Here is a 21,300-nt window from a genome sequence, read left to right as displayed (position 1 = left end):
TGCTCCCCAGGAGTCGGAACCGAATTCCACAGTCCAACTTCTGGGGACCAGTTCAGATTGGAGGGTTGACCCCTGAGAATTTGAGGGGGCAACCCCACACCTCAGGGGTCAACCCCGCGGTGGCCGAGTGCGCGGGGTGCGCGGGGTGCGGCGCGGCTACCTTCGCGGGTGCGTGCGTCATCGTCGGCACAGGTTGACGCGCCCCCGATCCGTCCGATTGGTCTGTACTCGGACTTCAACGACCCCACTACCCCGAGGTCACCGCCGACGCGCCATCCGTAACCCAGCCGAGTTATCCGGCCCCGCCGCCCACGCAGAACACGCACCAGGCAGACCGGCGAGCTCCGCGGCTTGCGCACCCACACATGCGTGCAGATCGAGTTATCCACAGATCTCAAAACCCACCCCACGGCCGCGGCCGGAATCTCTACGGTCGAAGGACTGCGAACTGGGGAGATCAAGATGCCATCTGAACCGGAGTTTGCGTACGAGCCGTCTGATTTGTATCGGGCGTTTGCGGCCAGCCGGTCGCTCGACTGGGGTCCGAGACCGCTCTCCGCGGCCGACCTCGCCTGCCGCCATGGGGAAATTGCCGCGGAGAAGAGTCTGGAGTTGCTGGGGAGAACGATTGCCGTCGAGCCTCGAGTGACCGCGGAGTTTCTTGCTTCGGTTCCGTCCGGTTGTTCGCCGTACCAGCTGAGCCTGCGGGTCAAGTCGCCGGAGTCGCTGGCGAGGAAGTTCCGGGACGCGGCGGAGTCGAACCGGCAGGCCCCGATCGACGACCTGCTTCGGTACACGGTGCTGACCGAGCGGCCCGATGACCTTGTCGCGGCCGCGCGTGAAACCGCCGGGGCGCTCGTCGGAAAGGGATGGAGCGTCGTGTACGCGATGCACTCGTACACGGATGGCTCGCGATACAAGGGCATTCACGCGTACCTTCGTACGCCGGAGGTCGAGCGGGTGGAGGTGCAGTGGCACTCGGTGGTATCGGCTCAGGTCAAGGAGCTGACAACGCGCTGGTACGAGATCGAGCGCAGTGCTGATTCACCGGACAGTGCACGGACTGCCGCGCGCGAAAACTGTGTCGCGGCGTCGGCGCAGTTGCGGACGCCGGCCGGTTTGGAAACGCTGGCAGAGCTGGGCGGAACGAGGGTCGCCGTGAAGAACTACAGTGACTCCAGACAGGCGGCCGTGCCCCGAGAAGCACGGATCACCGCTGAACAACGTACGCAACCGTCGGCAGTGCACGAGCGAGACCTGGGGGTCGCACGATGAAGCTCTACCTGGTGAGAGAGGACGAGCGGCGGCTGTGGGTGGCGGCGCTGGCGCACGAGCACATGTACTCGTACGTGCCGAACACGGGGAAGTTCCACGACAACAATGCCCTGCGCAACGACTATTACATGGAGCGCCGCTTCAGCTACGAACCGATCGGTCCGGCCGAGGCACGCCGGCTGATCGGCGAAGACGTCGGCCTGCTGAGCCCGAACCTCCGCGCCGACGTCCTGGACCGCTGGCGTGCCGACCCCAGCCCCCTCGACCCCGCGGACGTGCTCTCGATCGCGGCCGGCTACACCGAATAGGAACGGGGGGGGCCTGCTCGACGACCGCGGAGCTCCTACTGGGCTTGTAGGTTGGTGGGGCCGAGGCGGCGTTGGGGTTGCTGGATGAGCGGCTTGCGGGGGCTGGGTCTCGGGCGGAGCGGGTGGCTGCGTTTGAGGCGAAGACGCGGACCCCACGTCTACAGAGCCGGGCGGGTGTAGAGCTGAGTGATGACCGATTCAATAGTCGGTTCGGCTACTGAGAGGTCTACCAACGGATAGTTCGCGGCGATCTGGGCGAGTAGAGGTGCGGCGCTGGTTGTCGTCGGGAAGGTCAGATGCTGGCGCGGTCCCTCGATCTTGGTGACCGTGGCGCCGTCGATCTCGATCGGTGGTAGCGATGCGGCAAGGTCCACCACGAGCGTACGCGGTGCCGACTGCCCCGCCTTGAGCTCGGCCAGTGTCCCGTCGAAGATCTGCCGGCCATGGTCGATCACCATCACCCGCGTACACAATGCCTCGATGTCATCCAGATCGTGGGTAGTCAGAATGATTGTCGTCCGCCGAGCGGCATTCACCTCGGCCAGGAATTCACGCAACCGCGCCTTGCTGATCACATCGAGCCCAATTGTCGGCTCGTCCAGATAAACGATCTCGGGGTCATGCAGCAAAGCGGCCGCGATATCGCCGCGCATCCGCTGCCCCAGCGACAGCTGCCGCACCGGCACATCCAGCAAATCGCCCAGATCCAGCAGCTCCACGAACGTCGCCAGGTTCTCGCGATGCCGGGCGATCGGTACTTCGTACATCTTCTGCAGTACGGCAAACGAATCGCGCAACGGCAGATCCCACCACAGCGTCGTACGCTGCCCGAACACGACACCCATGCGCTTGGCCAGCTTGAGCCGATGCCGCGAAGGATCAACCCCAGCGACCCGGATACTGCCCTCGGACGGCACCAGAATCCCAGTCAGCATCTTGATGGTCGTGGATTTACCAGCGCCATTTGGCCCGATATACCCCACGACCTCCCCCGGCTCGACCGAAAACGACAGTCCGTCCACCGCGCGAACCTCACGCCGCGTACGCCGGAAACCCACTCTCGACCGCACTGTAAACGCACGGGAAACCTCCGACAATTCGATCACAGGCACAACATCAGCTCCCTGTACTGCGATAGCGACGAAGACCGGACCGCCACGCCAGCGAGGCCAGCGCGACCATCACCGCAGCGACCACCGGCGACAACAACCCGATCCAGGACGGCAGCCCCAGCGGCGCCGGCTTGCCCAGGACGAAGAGCACCGGGTAATAGTTGACAAAGGCAAGCGGTACGACAAAGGTCACCGCGCGCACGATCTCCTTCCCGAAGACCGCGAGCGGGTACTGCGCCAGCGTCTGCCCGCCGTACGTCAACGAGTTCGCCAACTCGGCCGAATCAACCGAAACGAACTGGAACGCGGCCCCGAGCACGAAGATCGACCCGAAGATCACCGAGCCGGCGACCACCGACACCGCCAGCATGATGCCGCGGGCAACTGTCCAGTCGACCTCGAGCCAGTGAAACGCGAACACCATCACGATCAGCGCCTGCAACGGCCGCCCCAGCCGGCGCAACGCGAATCCATCGGCAGCGGCTTGCAGCAGAGCAGGCACCGGCCGGATCAGGTACCCGTCGAACGTCCCAGTGCGAATCCGCTCCCCCACCCGTTCGACCGAACCGGTACACAGGTCCGCGAACCCCAGCGTCATCGAAGCCGTTGCGTACAGCAACGCCATCTCCGGCAGCGAGAACCCACCGAACGAAGAGATGTGGCTGAACATCAGCACCACCGCCACGAAATCCAGCACCGTGGTCAGCATCGAACTGAACAACATCAGCACGAACGACAACGGGTACGCCATCGACGACCGGACCCACATCAGGATCAGCATCCAGTACTGGGCCGGCGCCCGGAGGACTCGCTCAACCACCCTGGATCACCACCTTCCGGGTCGCCACGGTCGTGACGAGCTGCGCCGCGAGCAGCAGCACCACGCTCCAGCCCAGCTGGAACATCAGCGCCGAGGCCGTACCGCCCGGGTTGCGGCCGAGCCAGATGTCGATCGGCACCTGCATCGTCGCGGCCCACGGCGTCGCCCGGGCGAACTCGCCGATCCAGCCCGGGAACACGACCAGCGGCAGGAGCATCCCGGAGAAGAAGGCGGACAGGATCAGGGCCAGCTGCTCCATCCCCCGCGTGTCGGTGATCCAGAAACCGGACAGCGCGACCAGGTACCGGAGGCCGAAACTAACGAAGATCGCGAGCAGGATGCCGGTCGCGACCGCGAGCCAGGCCAGCGGACCGGAAGGGAACTTGAGGTCGAACACCAGCGCCCCGACCAGCAACGGCGCGCCGCCGCGGACGAGCAGCTGGAACATCGCGCGGCCGAGATCGACCGACAGCCACCAGAGCAGCAGCCGCGTCGGCCGGTACAGATCGACCGCGATCTCGCCGCTGCGGACCCGCTCCCCCAGCTCGACCGTCGTGGTCGCGGCGAAGATCCCGATCGGCATCAACAAGCCCTGCTGCAGCCAGACGAACGTGAGCGCGTCGGCCACGTCGTACCCGCCGAGCCCGGGCCGTTCGTGCCACAGCGTCAGATAGATGCCGCAGAGGATGAAGCCGAACACCGTGTTCGTGAACGCGCCGGACGCGGTCGCGATCCGGTACGTCGAGAACCGCCGGAACGACCGGACGGCGATCGCCCAGTAGACACCCACCACTTACCTCCTCTCGCACTCAAAGGTGGTGTCCGAGAGGCACAGCGGCACGCGGAACTACCCCGAATCCGTAAGGACCCGGGGGTTCGGACACCACTGTGACGGCATGGCTGAACCACACCGATTGTCAAGGGCAGAAGAGGGACGGTACGCGGCGCCGGGGCAGCACGTCAACACAAAATAACCGGTCCGGGCGCAGGACCCCTCAGACCCGCGCCCGAACCGGTGCCCTGGGACCGCCGGCCTACCACAGCCGCCGATTCAGAGCGTCTCGCTCTTCAGCAGATGCGCGAGATGCGTGGCGAACGGCGCCGGATGACTCGAGTACCCGCCGTGCCCGCCCGGGAACATCACCACCGGCCAGCCGAGCTCCTCCGCGACGACCGCGATCGGCTGCGCCGGCAAATGCTGGTACGACTCCAGCCCGGCCGCCGGTACAACCCGATCGGCAACCTGCTTCAACGCGTCGAGATCCGGCCGATAACGGGTGTACGGCAACAGCTTGTGCTCGTAGAAGTTGGCCGCGTTCGCCTGCATCCGTTCCGCGAGCTCGCGGTACTCCGGGAGCAGGTCCTCCAGCGGCGGCATCGCGTCGTCGTCCATCCCGGTGCCCATCATGTATACGACATCGGCCGCGGTCAGCCCGTCCGTCCGGTAGGTGTCGTACACCTCCTGGAAGAAAGCACGCGCGTCGGCGGCGTCGGGGAGGATCTCGGTACACGGCGGCTCGTGCGCGATCAGCATCCGGACCCGGTCCGGGTGGGTGGTGATCAGCTCCAGGCCGGTGATCGCGCCGGAGCCGGTACCGAAGACGTACGCCGGCTCGCTGCCCGCGATCACGTCGATCAGCGCCAGCGCGTCCGCGGCCGACTGCGCCACGGACTCATCGGTCGCGGTCGTGTCGTACCGGCTGCGCGAGTTGCCGCGCGGGTCGTACGTCACCACTGTGTAGTCGGCGGCGAGCTGGCCGACGATGCCGGAGAACACGCCCGCATCGGTCCCCTCACCGGCGATCAGCAACAGCACCGGCCCCGACCCGGTGACCTCGTAGTGCAGCGTCGCCCCGGGCGACCCGTCCACAGAAGTCACCGCCAGCTTGTTCACAGTCTTCGCACCCATCAGGTGAGCCCCTCTCGTTCACCCTCAGGTTCCACCCACCCGCTGGCACCCCACGCACACGGCACTGGCACGAGCAGCCCTAGCCCGATCGGCACCGGCACCAGCGGCGCCGACGCACACCTCAGCTGGTTGGCTGGGTACCCGTCAGCCGGCCTCGTCCAGCGGAACCGGCGACGGCTCGTCCAGCCCGGCCCACGGCTCCCGGGTCGGCGCCTCCCGCCGGCCCTGCGGACAGATCTTGGCGAAATCGCACCACCCGCACAGCGCGGACGGCTCCGGCGGGAAGACCTCATCGGCCTCGGCCGGCGTCAGACCCTCGGCCCAGCGCGCCTCCGCCGCGGCGGCGTCGTCCGCCATCGACTCAGCCCGCTTCAGATGCCGGCCAAGCGACTCCTCATCATGATCGGCCGCCGCAACAGTGTTCGTCGGCAGATGATGCAGCTCGACCCGCGTACACGGCCGATGCAGTACGCGGCGCGCACCCAGTACGTACAACGCCATCGCCAGCGACGAGCGAGCGTCCGTCGAGGTCAGCGGCCGGCGACCGGTCTTGTAGTCGACGATCGCCAACTCGGTCCCACCGCTGCCGTCCCGGGCCAGGCGTTCGTCGATCCGGTCGATCCGCCCGCGCAACGAAGCACGTTCAGTCGTGAAACCGACCGTACGCTCCACGCCACGCGGCTCGTAGTACGGGTCGGAATCGCGCAGGTACCCGAGCACCATCTCGGTGGACCGCTCGCGCCAGTCCAGCGATTGCCGCTCGTCACGGAACCCCTCGCTCCGCCAGCTCGACCGCATCTTCGCGACCACCTCGTCCGGCGTACGACGGGCAGCGGGCCAGCGTCCGAAGAAATCGGCAAGCACCTCGTGGACGACCGCACCGACCGTATTGTGCGCCCACGGCGGCCCTTTCGGCGGACGCGGCGACTCCAGATACGTGTACCGGTATTTCCGCTTGCAGTCCGCGAAGTTCAGCAGCTTCGTCGGGGTCGCGGTGAACAACCGCTTCGGCATCCCCGGGAGCATGTCGTTCACGGCTCAGCCCGCCTTGATGAAGTCGCGGACGGCACCGGCGACCAACTGCACCGCGATCGCGCTCAGCAGCAGGCCGGCGATGCGGGTGATCAACAGGACACCGTTCTCACCCAGGACGCGCATGATCACGCCGGAGAACCGCAGCGTCAGCCACATCACGATGTGGATCGCGACGATACCGGCCGAGATCGCGACCACATCCGGCAACGACCCGTTGGCGCGCTGGACGAAGACCATGGTGGCGACGATCGCGCCCGGTCCGGCCAGCAGCGGCGTACCCAACGGGACGAACGCGATGTTCACGTTCTTGGTCTGGACCGGGTCCTCGGCGGTGTCGGTCAGCAACTGCAGCGCGATCAGCAGGAGCAGCAGACCGCCCGCGCACTGCAGGGCCGGCAGCGTGATGCCGAGATGGTGCAGGATCTGCTGCCCGAACGCGGCGAACACCACGATCACGCCGAACGCGACCAGCACCGCCTGCCAGGCCGCCTTCTTCCGGACCGCGCGGGACTGGCCGGCGGTCAGCGAGATGAACAGCGGAACCGTGCCCGGCGGGTCCATGATCACGAACAGCGTGACGAAGACCGAGCTGAACAGACCGGTGTTGATGACGCTGTTCACGGCAGGTAGGCCTCGGGAGCGTGAGCGGTGGAGGCAGCGGCGTTCGCCTTGGCGACCTCGAGCAGGCGGTCGAGCTGCTCGGGCTCAGTCGAGTTCACGCCGAGATCGTGGTCGATCTTGCCGGCGCCGTGGTGGTCGCTGGAGCCGGTGTAGATGATGCCGAGGTTCCGCGCGATCGCCCGCAGCGCCTCCCGCGACTCCGGCGAGTGGTCCTGGTGGTCGACCTCGATCCCGGCCAGGCCGTGATCCTCGACCAGCCGGCCGATGGTCTCCTCGGTCATCACCCGGTAACTGGAACGCCCCCACGGATGGGCGATCACCGGCACGCCACCGGCCTCGCGGACCAGGCCGATCGCGTGCCCGGGCTCGAGCGCGTAGTGCGCGACGTGGCCGGCGCGGCCGTCGGCGAGGTAGCGGTCGAACGCCTCGGTGCGGTTGACGACCGTACCGTTCGCGACCAGGGCGTCGGCGACGTGCGGGCGGCCGACCGACGGCGTACCCGTCGCCTGCGCGAGCACCTCATCCACGGTGAGCGGCACGCCGATGCTGTTCAGCCGGGCCACGATCGTCGGGATCCGGTCGTTGCGGCCGTCGCGGATGATCTGCAGGTCCTTGGCCAGCGGCGGGTACGACGGGTCCGGGAGATAGCTCAGCAGGTGGACACTGATCCCGTTCAGCTTGCAGGAGATCTCCAGCCCCGGCACGAACCCGATGCCCAGCTCCTCCGCGGCCCGGCGGGCGTCCGGCCAGCCGTCGGCGGTGTCGTGGTCGGTGAGCGCGATCACATCCAGCCCCGCCGCCCGCGCATGCCTGATCAGGACGTCCACCGGGTCGGTGCCGTCCGAGCGGTTCGAGTGGGTGTGGAGGTCGATGCGCACGAGCTGTTGGGATCCCTTCGCCGGTACCGGCTGGTGTTCTGGATTGGCAGTTGTTACCGCTGATGCTAGCCGCGTTCACCGGTGAGACCTGGAAGTTGTGCACAGACGGCCTATCCTTCGGGTGCATGGAGCGCGTCGACTGTGTGGGTGCCCTGGTGTACGACGAGCAGCATCGGCTGCTGGTTGTGAAGCGGGCCAATGAACCGGGCCGGGGCCTGTGGTCGATCCCGGGCGGCCGGGTCGAACCGGGCGAGGACGATCCGTCGGCGGTCGCCCGCGAGGTCGCTGAGGAGACCGGTCTGACCGTCGAGGTCGGCGAACTGGTCGGTGAGGTAGAACGCCCTGGGGCCCGCGGCCAGCTCTATGTGATTCGCGACTACGAGGCGACAGCGGTCGGCGGCAGGCTCACAGCCGGTGACGACGCATCGGACGCTCGCTTCGTCACCCGCTCCGAGTTCCTGACGATGTCGACGGCAACGCTGCTCGTCTCAACTCTCACCCAATGGAATGCGCTCCCCGGCTGATTCAGCACGTACTGAGCGGGACTTTGCCGGTCGCGTACGCCGTCGGCGTGACTCGCATCAGGGCCCGGAAGTCCGCGATCAAGTGCGATTGGTCGGCGTACCCGGCGTACGCGGCCGTATCCGCCCAGGGCCGGCGGGCTTGGGCGATCACGCTGCGTACGCGGGTGATGCGGGCGAACTGCTTCGGTGACAGGCCGACCGCCTGCCGGAAGACGCGCCGCAGGTACCGCTCGCTGACACCGAGTCGCGCGGCCGCATCCTCCACCCGAGGTGACGCCGTCAGTTCGGAGACGGCGTTGCTGACGAGATCCAAGCGTCCCGGCAACCGATCCGTCGCGCGAGCGGCCAGGTAGTTGCCGAGCACCTCGACAGCTTGCTCGGGCGTTTCACGGTAGGCGGTCAGCTGCTCGGCGAGCGTCTGCGCCGATGGGCCGCATAGGTGGTGGAGCGGAATGGTCCGGTCCACAAGGTGATCCGCGGCCGTGCCGAGTAGCGGGCTCACCCGGCCGGGGCGGATTCTGAGTCGTACGCACACCGGAAGGTCCTTCGTGGCGTGGTAGTCCGCCTTCGTTCGCGGACCGACGACCAGTACGTCGCTCTCCCCCGCCTTGGTCATCCGCCAAACGACGGTGGCCGCCGGGTCGGGCGCCAGCACGGTGATCGCAGTGCTTGGGCTCCGCAGCGTGACGTCTTCTATCCAGGGGTGCACGGTTCGAGGGTAGTACCGAAACTTCCTATCCCGGGGTGGGGCGGCGCGGTCAGGGTGAGGGCATGATTCTGGTTACTGGTGCGACCGGCACCATCGGCAGTGAGCTCGTTCGTCAACTCGTTGCCCGGGGCATCTCTTGCCGCGGAATGACCCGAAACCCTCGCCGGACCTCACAGGTGCAGGGCGATTTCGACGATCCGGTTTCGTTGCGGAAGGCAATGGACGGCGCGGACACCGTGTTTCTGCTCAGTGCGCCCGGGCCGCGGGTGCCCGAGCACGACCGGGCGTTGGTCGCGGCGGCGGCGGACGGCGGCGTACGCAAACTGGTGAAACTGTCCGCGATCGGGAGCACCGACGAAGGGATGCCGGGCAACTGGCACGCGGCCGGCGAACGCGCGGTGCGGGACAGCGGATTGGCGTGGACGATCCTGCGGCCATCCGGCTTCGCGTCGAACGCGCTGCGGTGGTTGCCGGCGATCCAGGCCGGGCAGCCGATCCCCAACCAGACCGGGACCGGGCGGCACGCGTTCGTGGATCCGCGGGATGTCGCGGCGGTCGCGGCGGAGGCACTGACGTCCTCGGCGCACGATGGGCGGACCTATACCTTGACCGGGCCGGAGCTGTTGAGTGTTCCGGAGCAGGTAGCGGTGCTGGCCGACGTACTCGGGTCGGCGTTGTCGGTGGTCGACGTACCGGCCGAGGCGTACGCGGAGCAGTTGCGGGCGGCCGGTCTGGACGAGGCGGTGGTGTCGGTGGCCGTACGCGGAGCCGAACTGATCCGCTCGGGCGGCGAGCAGACGATCACCGACGACGTGGAGCGCGTACTCGGCCGGCCGGCGCGGACGTTCCGCGAGTGGGCGGAAACCAATCGCGCCGCCTTCGGGTAATCGGCCACACTCAGAGGCATGGACTTGGTACGGGCGATCGAGGACAACGCGGCCGAGCTGTTGATGGCGATGGGTGCCGCGGGCGGTGGTGAACAGCGGGACGATGCGGTCGCGCGATGGACGATTGGTGGGTCGCCCATCAATTATCACAACGCGATCGTGGGTGCTTCCGACGTACGCGCCGTCGCGGAATCCCTTGCTGTGTTGAAGAAACATGGCGTACCAGGATGTTGGCACGTCGGTCCTTCGATGCGGATCGATCCGGCCGCGTTGACGGACGCGGGGTTTGTATCGGGCGGCCCGGAGCCGGGGATGGCGGTGCGGATCGCGGACATGGTCGCGCCGCCCGCCGTACCCGGGTTGGTGTTGACGCGGGTGGCGGACGACGCGGCGCTCGCGGTGTGGGAATCCACGCTGGGGCAGGGATTCGGCGAAGGGGAGCGGGAAGCGCGGTGGGTCGCGTCGGTGTATCAGAAGCTCGGGTACGGCGATCCGTGGCGGCACTACATCGGCTGGCTGGACGGTACGGCGGTGGCGACGGCGACCGTGTTCCTCGGGGCGGGCGTGGCCGGGGTGTACTTCGTGATGACGGTCCCCGAGATGCGGCGGCGCGGGATCGGGGCGGCGATCACGTACGGGGCGTTGCGCGCGGTGGATGCCGAGTACGCCGTGCTGGGATCGTCGCCGGCGGGGCGGGCGGTGTACGAGCGGCTCGGGTTCCGCGAGTACTGCACTGTCGAGCTCTATGAGTGGACGACGACCGGCTGAGGCGCGATCTGACGCTCGCGAAGCAGCAGGAACGCGTCGAAGAACATGACCAGCGCGGTCAGGCCGTGGATGCCGAAGGCGGTCGCGGCCGAACCGCCGTGGCTGAGCACGGTGATCATGTCGACGATCGGGATCAGCGCGGAGATGCTCATCAGCACGCCGGTCGCGCGCCGCTGGCGGAGGGCGAACAGGGCGAGCAGGTTCAGCCCGAGGGCGATGTCACGGATGCCCTTCACCGCGAAGTAGCCGGTCGCGACGCCGGTCGGCCAGGGGTCGATGCCGAAGTTGGGTGCGGCGGTGTGCCCGGCGAACAGGAACTGGGCTCCGAAGGTGAGCGGGAAGGCACCGAGCAGAACGGTCAGGACGGTGGTGAAGCGGCGCATGGGATCTCCTTGAACTAGCATCGCTAACTTTCCTAGCGATGCTAACTCTGTCATCGCTAGATTGTCTAGCGGTGCTAAGATCCGGCCTATGCCGACCCCGTCACGCCGGGAGCGCGCCCGCGAGGAGCGCCGCGACCTGATCCTCCGGACCGCCCGCGAGCTCGCCGAGTCCGACGGCTGGGACGCCGTCACCACCCGCCGCCTCGCCGAGGCGGTCGACTACAGCCAGCCGGTGCTCTACAGCCACTTCCGGAACATGGACGCGATTGTCGGCGCGGTCGCGCTCGGTGGTTTCGTCGAGCTCGCCGATGCCCTCCGCGCCGGCCGCGAGTCCGACGGCCTGCACGGCGTCGCGTGCGCGTACCTCGACTACGCCGAGCAGCACCCGGCGATGTACGACGCCATGTTCGTACGCCGCACCGACCTGGTCTTCGGCACCGCCGAAACCCTGGAACCGCTGAAAACCGCCTTCAACGAAATCCGCCAAGCCGTCGAACCAGCCGCCCCCACCGACCCCGAAACCGCCACCGAAGTCTTCTGGAGCGCCCTCCACGGCCAAGCCACCCTCAACCACGGCACCCGCCTCCGCCCCACCCACCACACCAACCGCATCACCTACCTCATCACCCACCTCTTCGGAACGTGATCACCGGCAGCTCGACAGTACGTATACGGCCACTGGCCGAGTTCCACCCAGCTCGCCCGCCTGCAGAGCTGTGCAGTGGGCGTATACGTACTGTCGAGCTGCCGGACAGTCAGTTGTTCCAGTGCAGGATGGCGGGGGAATCGCGTTCCCAGCCGAGGGTGGAGACGGTGGCGGTGTCCAGGACGAAGTGGCGGCCCTGGGTGGCGGGGAGTTGGAGCCAGCGGGCGGTGAGGGCGCGGAGGGCGTGGGAGTGGCCGAAGATGAGGACGTCGCCGGGGGTGGTGGCGATTCGGGTGATGACGCGGTCCAGGCGGGTGGTGAGTTGGGCGGGGGTTTCGCCGTTGGGTACGGGGTCGTCCCAGATCGTCCAGCCGGGTACGGTCTTGCGGATCTCCGCGGTGGTGATGCCCTCGTAGTCGCCGTAGTTCCATTCGACCAGGTCGTCGTCGACCTCCGCGTCGGCGAAACCGGCCAGTTCCGCGGTACGCCGGGCGCGCTGCCGCGGTGAGGTCAGCACCAGGTCGAAGGACTCGTCCGCGAGGCGCGGCCGGAGGCTCTTGGCGACGCGTTCGCCCTCGGCGGTGAGCGGGAGATCGGTGACGGAGGTGTGCCGCCCCGACTTGCTCCACTCGGTTTCGCCGTGCCGGACGAGGAAGAGCCGGTCCTGTCGTTCGTCTGTGGTCACGCTCCCATCTTCGCAAACAGCCACCGAACCCTTGACCGTTTGAACGATCCAGGGCAGGGTATCCAAACTGTAAGCGCTTCCACTCCGACCGCGAGGACGACCCCGATGGCATCCGGACCGACCGGCAGGCCCGCGACGATCTACGACGTCGCGGCGCATGCGAAGCTGTCGATCGCGACGGTTTCGCGTGTCCTGCAAGGGACCGGGCCGGTGTCGGCGAAGGCACGGGAACGGGTCGATCAGGCGGCGCGGGAGCTCAACTACGTACCGCTGCGGGCGGCGCGCAGTCTGGCCGTGCAGCGGCACGAGGCGCACGGGCTCGTACTGCCCGATCTGGCTGGTCCGTTCTATGGGGATCTGCTGATGGGGTACGAGCGGTGGGCCGGCGAACACGGGCAGAGTGTCGTCATCACGGTCACCCACGGGAACCCGGATCCGCGACGTACGGTAATGGATCTGGCTGGACGGGTCGACGGAATCGTTGTCCATGGCAACGCTCTGGACGTGCCGACGATCCAAGGGCTACGTAAAGCGGGTGTACCGCTGGTGCTGATCGCGCATCCGCCGGTTACCGGGTGTGATTCGGTACGGAGTGAGAGCGCGTCCAGTGCGGAGCAGCTGACTACGCGACTGCTCGATCACGGGCGGGAAAACCTGCAATTCGTTGGTGATCCCGCCAGTTCACACGACGTGTCCGAGCGGTACGCCGGGTTCGCCAAAGCGCATGAACTTCGTGAATTGCAAGTGCCCAAGCCCGTACGCGTCCCACTGACCGAAGAGGCCGGCCGATCGGTCGCCGAAAAGGTGCTTCAGGCAATGAACGATCGGCCCGACGGGCTGGTCTGTGCCAACGACGAGCTTGCGTTGGCGTTGATCGCGTTCTTTGCCGGGCACGGGATTCGGGTGCCCGAGGACATTGTCGTGACCGGGTGGGACGACGTGATGGCGGCGCGGTACGTGTCGCCGGGGTTGACGACCGTGCGGCAGCCGATGGCCGAGTTGGGGCGGGTGGCCGCGGAGCGCCTGCATGAGCGGGTGACCGGGGTACGGACCCGGGCGCGCAACGACGTACTGGCGACACAACTCGTACTGCGGGACAGCTGCGGTACGGGGATCTCGAACCGGGGGATGGAGCGGTAACCCTGCAGTACCGAGTGAGGAGACAGCACATGTTCACCCACAGCATCCGCCGCCGGCTGGTGATCGGCAGTGCGGCGCTGACCGCGACAGCGCTGGCGCTGGCCGGCTGCGGCCGGTCGAACGACGCCCCGGCCGGAGGTTCGCAACCCACCACGAGCGTCAGCGAAGGTCCCGCGACCGGCAACCTGACGGTCTGGGCGATGGGCACCGAAGGCGAGAACCTGCCCAAGCTGATGGAGCAGTTCAAACAGGCCAACCCGGGCGTGAACGTGACCGTCACGCCGATCCCCTGGGACGCGGCGCACAATAAGTTCACCACCGCGATCACCGCGAACACGCTGCCGGACGCGGCCATGGTCGGCACCACCTGGATGGGCGAGTTCGCCGATCTCGGCGCGCTGGACCCGACGCCGCAGGGGTTCGACAACTCCGGTTTCTACCCGGGCGCGCTGGACACCACGAAGGTCGGCGGTACGCAGTACGGCGTGCCCTGGTACGTGGAGACGCGGCTGGTGTACTACCGCAAGGACCTGGCCGCGAAAGCTGGTTTCAGTACGCCGCCGACTGACTGGGATGGCCTGAAGGCGATGGCCAAGGCGATGAAGGAGAAGGCCGGCGCGAAGTACGGGATCAACTTGCAGCCGGGTGGTGACGGGTCCTGGCAGACGGTGATGCCGTTCGCGTGGTCGGCCGGGGCGAACATCACCGGAGACGACCAGAAGTCGTTCACCTTCGACACCCCGGAGATGCAGGAAGGGCTGAAGTACTACCAGAGCTTCTTCACCGAGAAGCTGGCCGGTACGGATCTGCCGCCGAACCAGACCGAGGCACAGTTCGTGAACGGCCAGGTACCGATGTTCATCTCCGGGCCGTGGATGGCCGGGTCGGTGGCGAAGATCGGCGGGGACGCGATCAAGCCGAACATCGGGGTGTTCCAGATCCCGAAGAACAAGACGTCGACGTCGTTCGTCGGTGGGTCGGACTTCGTGGTGTTCAAGTCGTCGAAGAACAAGGACAGCGCTTGGAAGCTGGTCAAGTACCTGTCCGACCCGAAGACGCAGGCGGCTTGGTTCAAGATGTCGTCGGATCTGCCGGCGGTGAAGAGTGCTTGGCAGGACCCGAGTATCGCGTCGGATCCGTTGCTACCGGTGTTCGGGAAGCAACTGGAGGACGCGAAGGCGCCGCCGGCGATCGTGAACTGGGAGCAGGTGGCGAAGGCTTTCGACACCGAGGTCGAAAAGATGGCCAAGGCCGGCCAGTCCCCCGCCGACACAGCCAAAACAATCCAAACCAAAGCATCCCAGATCGGCACCGGCGGTAGTTGATGAGCCCGCAGGAAAGCACCGGGTCGCCGGGCCTGCGGCCCGGCGACCCGGTTGAAAAAGAACCCGGTGCACCCAAGGGTGCCGCACGTGACGGTGGCGCGGTTGGCCGTGAGGCTGGTGGCGGCGCACCCGGCGCTACCTCCGACGCCCGCAGTGCAGGTCGGCGTGGGTCGGGCGGGGGCGGAGCGGTGAGCAGCCGCCCCCGGCGGACTGGGCGGCTCGACCGGCAGACTGCGGCGGCTTGGGTGCTTGTGTTGCCGTTTGTGGGGTTGTTTCTGGCCTTTACTGCGGGGCCGGTGCTTGGTTCGTTGGGGATGAGTTTTACTGATATCAAGCAGCGGGACCTGCGGACGCCGTTCGGGGTGAACGGGGTCGGGTTCGGGAACTACGCGAAGGCGCTGCAGGACGAGACGTTCCGGAAAGCGGCGTTCAACACCGCGTACTTTGTGGTCATCGGTGTTCCGCTGACGCTGGTTGTCGCACTGGGCGCGGCCGTGTTGCTGGATCGGGGCGTCAAGCGATTCCAGGCACTGTTCAAGGTCGGCTACTACCTGCCGGTCGTGACCTCGATTGTCGCGATCGCGGTGATCTGGCGGTTCGTGCTCTCCCCGGACAACGGGCTGGTGAACACCGTCCTCGGCTGGGTCGGCATCGACGGACCGAACTGGCTGGCGTCCAAAACCTGGGCGATGCCGTCACTGATCGCGATGGCGGTCTGGCGGAACTTCGGTTCCGCGATGATCATCTTCCTGGCCGGGCTGCAAGGCATCCCGCAGTCCGTCGAGGAGGCCGGCCAGATCGACGGTGCGGGCTCCTGGCAACGATTCCGGTACTTGATCCTGCCCTTGCTCCGGCCGACCGTGCTGTTCACCAGCGTGACCACCGGCATCGGGTACCTGCAGTTCTTCGAGGAACCGTTCGTGATGACCCAGGGCGGTCCACTGGACAGCACGATCTCGATCTCGATGTACACCTACGACCAGTTCGGCTTCGGCAACTACGGTCTCGCGACGTCGATGGCGTACATCCTGTTCGTCGTCATCGCGGTGATCACGTTCATCCAGTTCCGGCTGCTGAGGGAGAAGTGATGCGCCGCACCTGGTGGATCTACCTGATCGGCGTACTCGGCCTGGTCGCCGTCGCGGCACCGTTCCTGTGGATGGTGCTCGGCAGTTTCAAGACCCAGGGCGAACTGATGCGGGTCCCGCCGACCTGGTGGCCGCGGAACGCCACCGGACAGAACTACGACGACCTGTTCAGCAAGGCGAACTTCCCGCGCTACTTCCTGAACTCGGCCCTGGTCGCCCTCGCCGTGACCGCCGGGAACCTGATCTTCTGCTCGATGATCGGGTACGCGCTCGCCAAACTCCGCTTCAAGGGCCGGAACGCGCTCTTCGTGCTGGTGATGGCGACGCTGATGATCCCGGGCATGGTCACGTTCGTGCCGCTGTTCGTGCTGGTCACGAACGCCGGCCTCGCGAACACGTACCCGGGCCTGATCCTGCCGTTCCTGGTCTCGCCGTTCGGCGTGTTCCTGATGCGGCAGTTCTTCCTCGGGCTGCCGGACGACCTGATCGACGCCGGCCGTGTCGACGGGAGCACCGAGCTGGGCATCTTCGCCCGGATCATGCTGCCGCTGACCCGGCCCGCGCTGGCCACGCTCGGCATCCTGACCTTCCTCGGCTCCTGGAACAACTTCCTGTGGCCGCTGGTGGTCGCGCAGACCGAGGACAAGTACACCCTGCCCGTCGCCCTGGCGCTGTACTCGACCGGCCAGAACGCGCAGAACTACGGCCTGTTGATGGCCGGCGCGGTCGTGGTCGTCCTGCCCGTCCTGGTGATGTTCCTGGCCTTCCAGCGCCACGTCACCAAGGGCATCGCCATCACGGGACTCAAATAACCTCTCTGGAGACAAGATGACCGCCAACATCAGTCGCCGTACCCTGCTCGCCGCCACCGGCACCGCCGCCCTCGTCGGCACCGCTGCCCCTGCCTACGCGGCACCAGCCGCTTCCCCCGCCGACCTCCTGAAGGCCAACTGGAAACCCACCCGCGCAGACAAAGCGCTGGTCGGTCGCTGGGCGCGGGACACCTGGCGCAGCCTGGTCGCGATGACCGACGAGCGCACCGGCCTGCCCGCCGACAACATCGGCGAATCCGTCACGAACCCGGTCCGCAGCAAGTACACCTCCCCCACCAACATCGGCGGCTACCTGTGGAGCACGGTGGTCGCCCGGCACCTCGGCATCATCTCGCCGCAGGAGTCGCTCCGCCGGGTCACGCAAACGCTGACGACGATGAAGAACGTCGTCCACCACAAGCCCAGCGGCATGTACTTCAACTGGTACGACGAGGCCACCGGCGAGGTGCTGCACGTCGACCCGGACGGCACCCGCCAGATCACCCCGTTCGTCTCCAGCGTCGACAACGCCTGGTTCGCGTGCGCGCTGATGGTGGTACGAAACGCGGAGCCGCGCGCCCGCGCCCTGGCCGACGAGCTCCTCAACCAGATGAACTTCAAGTTCTACTACAACCCCGCGGCCCGGCCCGGCGGTCTGATGCGCGGTGGCTTCTTCGAGACCCAGCCGCCGGACGAGGAAACCGACAAGGGCAATCACGCCGGCGTCGGCCCGGACGTGTACTACCGGAAGTTCCACTACGACACCTGCAACACCGAGGCACGGATCGCCGGGTACATGGGCTTCGCGCTCAATCAGGTGCCGCACACGCAGTACTTCGCGACGTACCGCACCTTCCCCGACTCCTGCGACTGGTCCTGGGTGGAGCAGCGGCCCAAGGGCGTACACCGTACGTACCTCGGCCTGGATGTCTTCGAAGGGACCTACTCGTACCGCGGGATGCGGATGGTTCCGTCCTGGGGTGGTGACATGTTCGAGTCGCTGATGCCCGACCTGTTCGTGCCCGAGGCGACCTGGGCGCCGCGCAGCTGGGGGATCAACCACCCGCTGACAGTCCGTGCGCAGATCGAGCACGGACTGGACGACGCCAAGTACGGCTACTGGGGCTTCTCCCCCGCCTCGAACCCGAAGGGCGGGTACTCGGTGTACGGCGTCGAGGCGCTCGGCATGGACCCGAACGGCTACCCGTCCGACCTCGAAGGGACGAACTTCGACGCCGGCTTCGAGGGCTGCCGCGAAGGCACCAACCCGAACCCGAAGTACGGCGACGGCGTGGTCACCCCGCACGCGGCCTTCCTGGCGATGGCGTACGCGCCACGGCAGGCGATCGACAACCTGAGCAAGATCGAGAACACCCTGCACGCGTACGGCGGTGGCGGGTTCTACGACTCGGTCGCGGTGAAGTCCGGGCTGATCGCCAGGCGCTACCTGTCGCTCGATCAGGCGATGGTGATGGGTGCTATCGGCAACGTGTTCGGCAACGACCTGATCCGCCGGAGCTTCGCGTCCCGGACGGTCGAGAGCCGAATCCGGCCGCTGATCGCGATGGAGCAGTTCGAGTCCGGCCTCGAGTAACAGGAGACATGCACTGATGCAGCCAGATGCCAAGACCGACTGGGACCAGCGGATCGCGCTCCGCAGCGACGAGCAGCGTGAGTTCGCCTTCCCGGACCTCGAGCCGCCGAAGGAGGTGACGGCGGTCGGCGGGGTCGGCCAGGTGACGATCGACTGGTCCCCGGTGGACGGCGCGGCCGGCTACCTGATCCTCCGCGGCGCCGGCGCGCACGGTCCGCTGGAGCCGGTCGATCATCACAGCGGCGACGTCCTCTCGGTGCCGTCGCCGCCGTACGTCGACACCACCTGCACTGCCGGTACGCCCTATCGGTACGCGGTCGCGAGCGTACCCGAGGTGACCGTACTGACCGGACGTCCCAGCCAAGAGGTCGGCGCCGTCCCATTGGTTGCCGACGGCACCATCCCAACCGTCTCGGTAGTCGTCGACACAGTTGCCGAGGGCACTGAACTGCCTCGGCCGTGGGAGCCGATGGTCGGCAGCGAGCGGCTCAGTCAGCTGCTCTGCAAGGATCAGACCGGCGGCCACGAGATCGGCATCGAGCTCGAGGACGCGCTTCGCCGGATGCACGACGAGCTTGGCGTACGGACGGTCCGCGCGCACGCGATCTTCCACGACGACACGCACGTGATCGATGGCGACACCTACGACTTCTCGGTGGTCGACGCGATCTACGACAAGCTGCTCGCGATCGGGCTGCGGCCGGTGGTCGAGCTCGGGTTCATGCCCCGCGAGCTGGCCAGTGACCCGGCGAAGACAGTGTTCGCGTACGGCGCGATCATCTCACCGCCGGCGTCGTACGACCGTTGGCACGATCTGGTCCGGGCGCTGGTCCAGCACCTGGTCGACCGGTACGGCCTGGAGGAGGTACTGACCTGGGACTTCGAGGTGTGGAACGAGGCCAACCTCGAGGTGTTCTGGTCCGGGACCAAGGCCGAGTACCTGCAGCTGTACGACGTGTCGGCCGCCGCGGTGAAGTCGGTCGACCCACGGATCGCGGTCGGCGGCCCGTCCTCGGCGGCGGCCGGGTGGGTGGACGACTTCCTCGACCACGCGAAGCGGTACGGCACGCCGGTCGACTTCGTCTCCACACATACGTACGGTTCGCCACCACTAGACGTACGCGCGTCCTTGGAGCGGCACGGGTACGGCGACGCGCGCGTGCTCTGGACCGAGTGGGGCGTGACGCCGACGCACTTCAACCCGATCAACGACTCGGTGTTCTCCGGGGTGTTCCTGCTTCGCGGGATGCGGTCCGCGGCCGGACGGATCGACGCGCTCTCGTACTGGGTCGCGTCGGACCACTTCGAGGAGCTCGGGCGGCCGCCGCGGTTCCTGCACGGTGGATTCGGGTTGCGTACGGTCGGTGGAATCGCGAAGCCGAGGTACCACGCGCTGACCCTGCTCAGCCGGCTCGGCCCGGTCGAACTGCCCGTGACGACGAGTGGTGACGGCGGCGGCAGCCTGGTCGAGGCGTGGGCTTCCCGCGACCGCGACCGGATCGCCGTGCTGCTGTGGAACCTCAGCCTCGATCAGACGAAAGCCGACGGGGCATCAGAACTGACCAGGACGGTCCAGGTCCAGCTGCCCGGCGTGGACCCGTCCTGGCAGGTCACCGCGACCACCTTGGCCATCGGCACCGCCGACCTGGTCAACGCCGCCGCCGGCCTCGGCGACTGGCCCACCGACGAGGAACTGACCGACCTCGCCGAACGCACCAAGCTCACCACCGTCCCCCTGGACTTCCAGAACGGCACCGTCGAGCTGACCCTCCCGATGCCCTCCGCCGTCCTACTGGAACTCAAGCCCTAATCCCCCACCCCCGCTCCCGCGCCGCCCCGCCCCAAACCGGTTTGGGGCGGGTTCCAACCGCGACTGGGGAGCCGCACCGCCCGATTCGGTCGGGCAGAACGCCCCAAACCGGTTTGGGGCGGCGTAGAGCGGGGGCCTAGCGGCGGGGGTCGTCGAGGTCGACGGCTTCCTGGATCCAGCGTTCGACGCCGACGATGTGGACGGTGGCCCAGGAGCGGGCGACTTCCGGTTCGTGGGCCTCGATCGCGGTCAGGATCGCGCGGTGCTCGGCGAGCGTACGCGCCACCGCGTCGGTCTGAGTCAGGCCGCGCCAGATCCGGGCCCGGTAGGTCGGCTGCCGCAGTGAGTCGATGATCGAGGCCAGCGCGCGATTGCCGCTGCCGACCGCGATCAACCGATGGAACTCGACGTCGCTGTCGAGCAGATCCGCAACCGACGGCTCCGGCCCGAGGTCGTCGAGCAGTTTGTGCACGGCGGCGATGTCCTCGTCGGGCATCCGGAGCGCGGCCCGCTCGGCGGCGGCCGGCTCCAGGATCCGGCGTACTTCGAAGAACTCCAGCACCGACGCGTCCTGATGCAGGTCCAGTACGAAGCCGATGTTCTCCATCAGCAAGGCCGGATCGAGACTCGTCACGTACGTCCCGTCGCCCTGCCGGACCTCGAGAACGCGGATCAGCGCGAGTGCTTTGACCGCCTCGCGGAGCGAGTTCCGGGACAGGCCGAGCCGGGCCGCCAGGTCGGCCTCGCGCGGCAACCGGTCCCCGGGCCGCAGCTCACCGGACACGATCATCTGCTTGATCCGGTCGATGGCCGCATCCGTGACTGCCATGCCACCCTCCCTCCCTCGGCCGAAACCTCCGATGTCTGTGGACCATACATCGGAGGTCTAGGGGATGCGCCAGGGCTCAGCACAAGATTTCTCGGCTTAAATATGTCGGATATCCGATACGAACTGTTGACTCTCACCCAGA

At 67.2% G+C, this 21,300-nt stretch carries 23 protein-coding genes; 12 read left to right on the top strand and 11 right to left on the bottom strand.

Annotation, left to right across the window (positions count from 1 at the left end; genetic code table 11):
• The first annotated feature begins 462 nt into the window (after positions 1-462).
• Together ABD260_RS25490 and ABD260_RS25485 are read left to right on the top strand one after the other, a co-directional pair.
• Complete coding sequence (locus tag ABD260_RS25490) at positions 463-1,275, top strand: hypothetical protein (protein WP_344237119.1); 813 nt, start codon at positions 463-465, stop codon at positions 1,273-1,275.
• Positions 1,272-1,583, top strand: a complete 312-nt coding sequence (locus ABD260_RS25485) for a hypothetical protein (RefSeq protein ID WP_344237117.1) — start codon at positions 1,272-1,274, stop codon at positions 1,581-1,583. Before ABD260_RS25490 ends, ABD260_RS25485 begins: the two co-directional genes overlap by 4 nt.
• A 158-nt stretch (positions 1,584-1,741) precedes the next feature.
• Here ABD260_RS25485 and ABD260_RS25480 read toward each other — a convergent pair whose 3' ends face one another.
• The 7 genes from ABD260_RS25480 to ABD260_RS25450 all read right to left on the bottom strand — a co-directional run bounded on the left by ABD260_RS25480 (position 1,742) and on the right by ABD260_RS25450 (position 7,958).
• On the bottom strand, positions 1,742-2,641 hold the full coding sequence (locus ABD260_RS25480) for an ABC transporter ATP-binding protein (RefSeq protein ID WP_344237125.1): 900 nt from the start codon (positions 2,639-2,641) through the stop codon (positions 1,742-1,744).
• Between the two features lie 58 nt (positions 2,642-2,699).
• Positions 2,700-3,515: an ABC transporter permease gene (locus ABD260_RS25475; RefSeq protein ID WP_344237115.1), complete on the bottom strand. Its 816-nt coding sequence runs from the start codon at positions 3,513-3,515 to the stop codon at positions 2,700-2,702.
• On the bottom strand, positions 3,508-4,305 hold the full coding sequence (locus ABD260_RS25470; protein ID WP_344237113.1) for an ABC transporter permease: 798 nt from the start codon (positions 4,303-4,305) through the stop codon (positions 3,508-3,510). The genes ABD260_RS25475 and ABD260_RS25470 overlap by 8 nt, the downstream gene beginning before the upstream one ends.
• Before the next feature lie 261 nt (positions 4,306-4,566).
• Positions 4,567-5,424, bottom strand: a complete 858-nt coding sequence (locus tag ABD260_RS25465; RefSeq protein WP_344237111.1) for an alpha/beta fold hydrolase — start codon at positions 5,422-5,424, stop codon at positions 4,567-4,569.
• A gap of 144 nt (positions 5,425-5,568) precedes the next feature.
• A complete protein-coding gene (locus tag ABD260_RS25460) occupies positions 5,569-6,438 on the bottom strand; it encodes a RecB family exonuclease (protein WP_344237109.1) in 870 nt (289 codons plus the stop codon).
• 24 nt (positions 6,439-6,462) lie between these two features.
• Positions 6,463-7,080 carry a MarC family protein gene (locus ABD260_RS25455; RefSeq protein ID WP_319037848.1) on the bottom strand — a complete coding sequence of 206 codons (618 nt, stop codon included), beginning with the start codon at positions 7,078-7,080 and terminating at the stop codon, positions 6,463-6,465.
• Positions 7,077-7,958: a PHP domain-containing protein gene (locus ABD260_RS25450; protein WP_344237106.1), complete on the bottom strand. Its 882-nt coding sequence runs from the start codon at positions 7,956-7,958 to the stop codon at positions 7,077-7,079. Before ABD260_RS25450 ends, ABD260_RS25455 begins: the two co-directional genes overlap by 4 nt.
• Before the next feature lie 125 nt (positions 7,959-8,083).
• Here ABD260_RS25450 and ABD260_RS25445 point away from each other — a divergent pair, with 125 nt between their 5' ends.
• Entirely contained in the window at positions 8,084-8,482 is a 399-nt protein-coding gene (locus tag ABD260_RS25445; protein WP_344237104.1) for an NUDIX hydrolase, read from the top strand.
• A gap of 1 nt (position 8,483) precedes the next feature.
• On the opposite strand, the gene ABD260_RS25440 is transcribed toward ABD260_RS25445, so the two are convergent.
• On the bottom strand, positions 8,484-9,191 hold the full coding sequence (locus ABD260_RS25440) for a helix-turn-helix domain-containing protein (protein ID WP_344237102.1): 708 nt from the start codon (positions 9,189-9,191) through the stop codon (positions 8,484-8,486).
• Between the two features lie 62 nt (positions 9,192-9,253).
• Here ABD260_RS25440 and ABD260_RS25435 point away from each other — a divergent pair, with 62 nt between their 5' ends.
• Complete coding sequence (locus tag ABD260_RS25435; protein WP_344237100.1) at positions 9,254-10,078, top strand: SDR family oxidoreductase; 825 nt, start codon at positions 9,254-9,256, stop codon at positions 10,076-10,078.
• Positions 10,079-10,096: 18 nt separating this feature from the next.
• Positions 10,097-10,846, top strand: a complete 750-nt coding sequence (locus ABD260_RS25430; protein WP_344237098.1) for a GNAT family N-acetyltransferase — start codon at positions 10,097-10,099, stop codon at positions 10,844-10,846.
• Here the strand turns inward: ABD260_RS25430 and ABD260_RS25425 are convergent.
• Entirely contained in the window at positions 10,822-11,229 is a 408-nt protein-coding gene (locus ABD260_RS25425) for a DUF4267 domain-containing protein (RefSeq protein WP_344237096.1), read from the bottom strand. The two genes, ABD260_RS25430 and ABD260_RS25425, sit on opposite strands and share 25 nt — an antisense overlap.
• 88 nt (positions 11,230-11,317) lie before the next feature.
• Here ABD260_RS25425 and ABD260_RS25420 point away from each other — a divergent pair, with 88 nt between their 5' ends.
• Positions 11,318-11,875, top strand: a complete 558-nt coding sequence (locus ABD260_RS25420; RefSeq protein WP_344237094.1) for a TetR/AcrR family transcriptional regulator — start codon at positions 11,318-11,320, stop codon at positions 11,873-11,875.
• Positions 11,876-11,984: 109 nt separating this feature from the next.
• Here the strand turns inward: ABD260_RS25420 and ABD260_RS25415 are convergent, their stop codons facing one another.
• The gene (locus tag ABD260_RS25415) at positions 11,985-12,560 is read right to left on the bottom strand and encodes a histidine phosphatase family protein (RefSeq protein ID WP_344237093.1); all 576 of its coding nucleotides are present in this window, start codon (positions 12,558-12,560) and stop codon (positions 11,985-11,987) included.
• A 105-nt stretch (positions 12,561-12,665) separates the two neighbouring features.
• Between ABD260_RS25415 and ABD260_RS25410 the strand changes: the two genes are divergently transcribed.
• The 6 genes from ABD260_RS25410 to ABD260_RS25385 all read left to right on the top strand — a co-directional run bounded on the left by ABD260_RS25410 (position 12,666) and on the right by ABD260_RS25385 (position 20,329).
• On the top strand, positions 12,666-13,700 hold the full coding sequence (locus ABD260_RS25410) for a LacI family DNA-binding transcriptional regulator (RefSeq protein ID WP_344237091.1): 1,035 nt from the start codon (positions 12,666-12,668) through the stop codon (positions 13,698-13,700).
• A 29-nt stretch (positions 13,701-13,729) separates the two neighbouring features.
• Entirely contained in the window at positions 13,730-15,025 is a 1,296-nt protein-coding gene (locus ABD260_RS25405) for a sugar ABC transporter substrate-binding protein (protein WP_344237090.1), read from the top strand.
• A gap of 314 nt (positions 15,026-15,339) precedes the next feature.
• Positions 15,340-16,113: a carbohydrate ABC transporter permease gene (locus ABD260_RS25400; protein ID WP_344237089.1), complete on the top strand. Its 774-nt coding sequence runs from the start codon at positions 15,340-15,342 to the stop codon at positions 16,111-16,113.
• Positions 16,113-16,925, top strand: coding sequence for a carbohydrate ABC transporter permease (locus ABD260_RS25395; protein WP_344237088.1), 813 nt, complete (start codon positions 16,113-16,115; stop codon positions 16,923-16,925). Before ABD260_RS25400 ends, ABD260_RS25395 begins: the two co-directional genes overlap by 1 nt.
• Positions 16,926-16,941: 16 nt before the next feature.
• Positions 16,942-18,519 (top strand): glucoamylase family protein, encoded by a 1,578-nt coding sequence (locus ABD260_RS25390; protein WP_344237086.1) that lies wholly within the window; start codon positions 16,942-16,944, stop codon positions 18,517-18,519.
• 16 nt (positions 18,520-18,535) lie between these two features.
• Positions 18,536-20,329, top strand: a complete 1,794-nt coding sequence (locus tag ABD260_RS25385) for a GH39 family glycosyl hydrolase (RefSeq protein ID WP_344237084.1) — start codon at positions 18,536-18,538, stop codon at positions 20,327-20,329.
• A gap of 136 nt (positions 20,330-20,465) precedes the next feature.
• On the opposite strand, the gene ABD260_RS25380 is transcribed toward ABD260_RS25385, so the two are convergent.
• Positions 20,466-21,158 (bottom strand): FadR/GntR family transcriptional regulator, encoded by a 693-nt coding sequence (locus tag ABD260_RS25380; RefSeq protein WP_344237082.1) that lies wholly within the window; start codon positions 21,156-21,158, stop codon positions 20,466-20,468.
• Positions 21,159-21,300: the final 142 nt, after the last annotated feature.

This window comes from Kribbella hippodromi (genome assembly GCF_039531045.1).
GTDB classification, from domain to species: domain Bacteria; phylum Actinomycetota; class Actinomycetes; order Propionibacteriales; family Kribbellaceae; genus Kribbella; species Kribbella hippodromi.
Note: the sequence above shows the minus strand (reverse complement) of the source record. Positions and strands in the feature narration are given on the sequence as shown.

Coding starts and splice junctions, on each gene's coding strand:
- ABD260_RS25490 (WP_344237119.1), top strand. CDS start 463: ATGCCATCTGAACCGGAGTTTGCGTACGAGCCGTCTGATTTGTATCGG.
- ABD260_RS25485 (WP_344237117.1), top strand. CDS start 1,272: ATGAAGCTCTACCTGGTGAGAGAGGACGAGCGGCGGCTGTGGGTGGCG.
- ABD260_RS25465 (WP_344237111.1), bottom strand. CDS start 5,424: ATGGGTGCGAAGACTGTGAACAAGCTGGCGGTGACTTCTGTGGACGGG.
- ABD260_RS25460 (WP_344237109.1), bottom strand. CDS start 6,438: ATGCCGAAGCGGTTGTTCACCGCGACCCCGACGAAGCTGCTGAACTTC.
- ABD260_RS25445 (WP_344237104.1), top strand. CDS start 8,084: ATGGAGCGCGTCGACTGTGTGGGTGCCCTGGTGTACGACGAGCAGCAT.
- ABD260_RS25435 (WP_344237100.1), top strand. CDS start 9,254: ATGATTCTGGTTACTGGTGCGACCGGCACCATCGGCAGTGAGCTCGTT.
- ABD260_RS25430 (WP_344237098.1), top strand. CDS start 10,097: ATGGACTTGGTACGGGCGATCGAGGACAACGCGGCCGAGCTGTTGATG.
- ABD260_RS25425 (WP_344237096.1), bottom strand. CDS start 11,229: ATGCGCCGCTTCACCACCGTCCTGACCGTTCTGCTCGGTGCCTTCCCG.
- ABD260_RS25420 (WP_344237094.1), top strand. CDS start 11,318: ATGCCGACCCCGTCACGCCGGGAGCGCGCCCGCGAGGAGCGCCGCGAC.
- ABD260_RS25410 (WP_344237091.1), top strand. CDS start 12,666: ATGGCATCCGGACCGACCGGCAGGCCCGCGACGATCTACGACGTCGCG.
- ABD260_RS25405 (WP_344237090.1), top strand. CDS start 13,730: ATGTTCACCCACAGCATCCGCCGCCGGCTGGTGATCGGCAGTGCGGCG.
- ABD260_RS25400 (WP_344237089.1), top strand. CDS start 15,340: ATGAGTTTTACTGATATCAAGCAGCGGGACCTGCGGACGCCGTTCGGG.
- ABD260_RS25395 (WP_344237088.1), top strand. CDS start 16,113: ATGCGCCGCACCTGGTGGATCTACCTGATCGGCGTACTCGGCCTGGTC.
- ABD260_RS25390 (WP_344237086.1), top strand. CDS start 16,942: ATGACCGCCAACATCAGTCGCCGTACCCTGCTCGCCGCCACCGGCACC.
- ABD260_RS25385 (WP_344237084.1), top strand. CDS start 18,536: ATGCAGCCAGATGCCAAGACCGACTGGGACCAGCGGATCGCGCTCCGC.
- ABD260_RS25380 (WP_344237082.1), bottom strand. CDS start 21,158: ATGGCAGTCACGGATGCGGCCATCGACCGGATCAAGCAGATGATCGTG.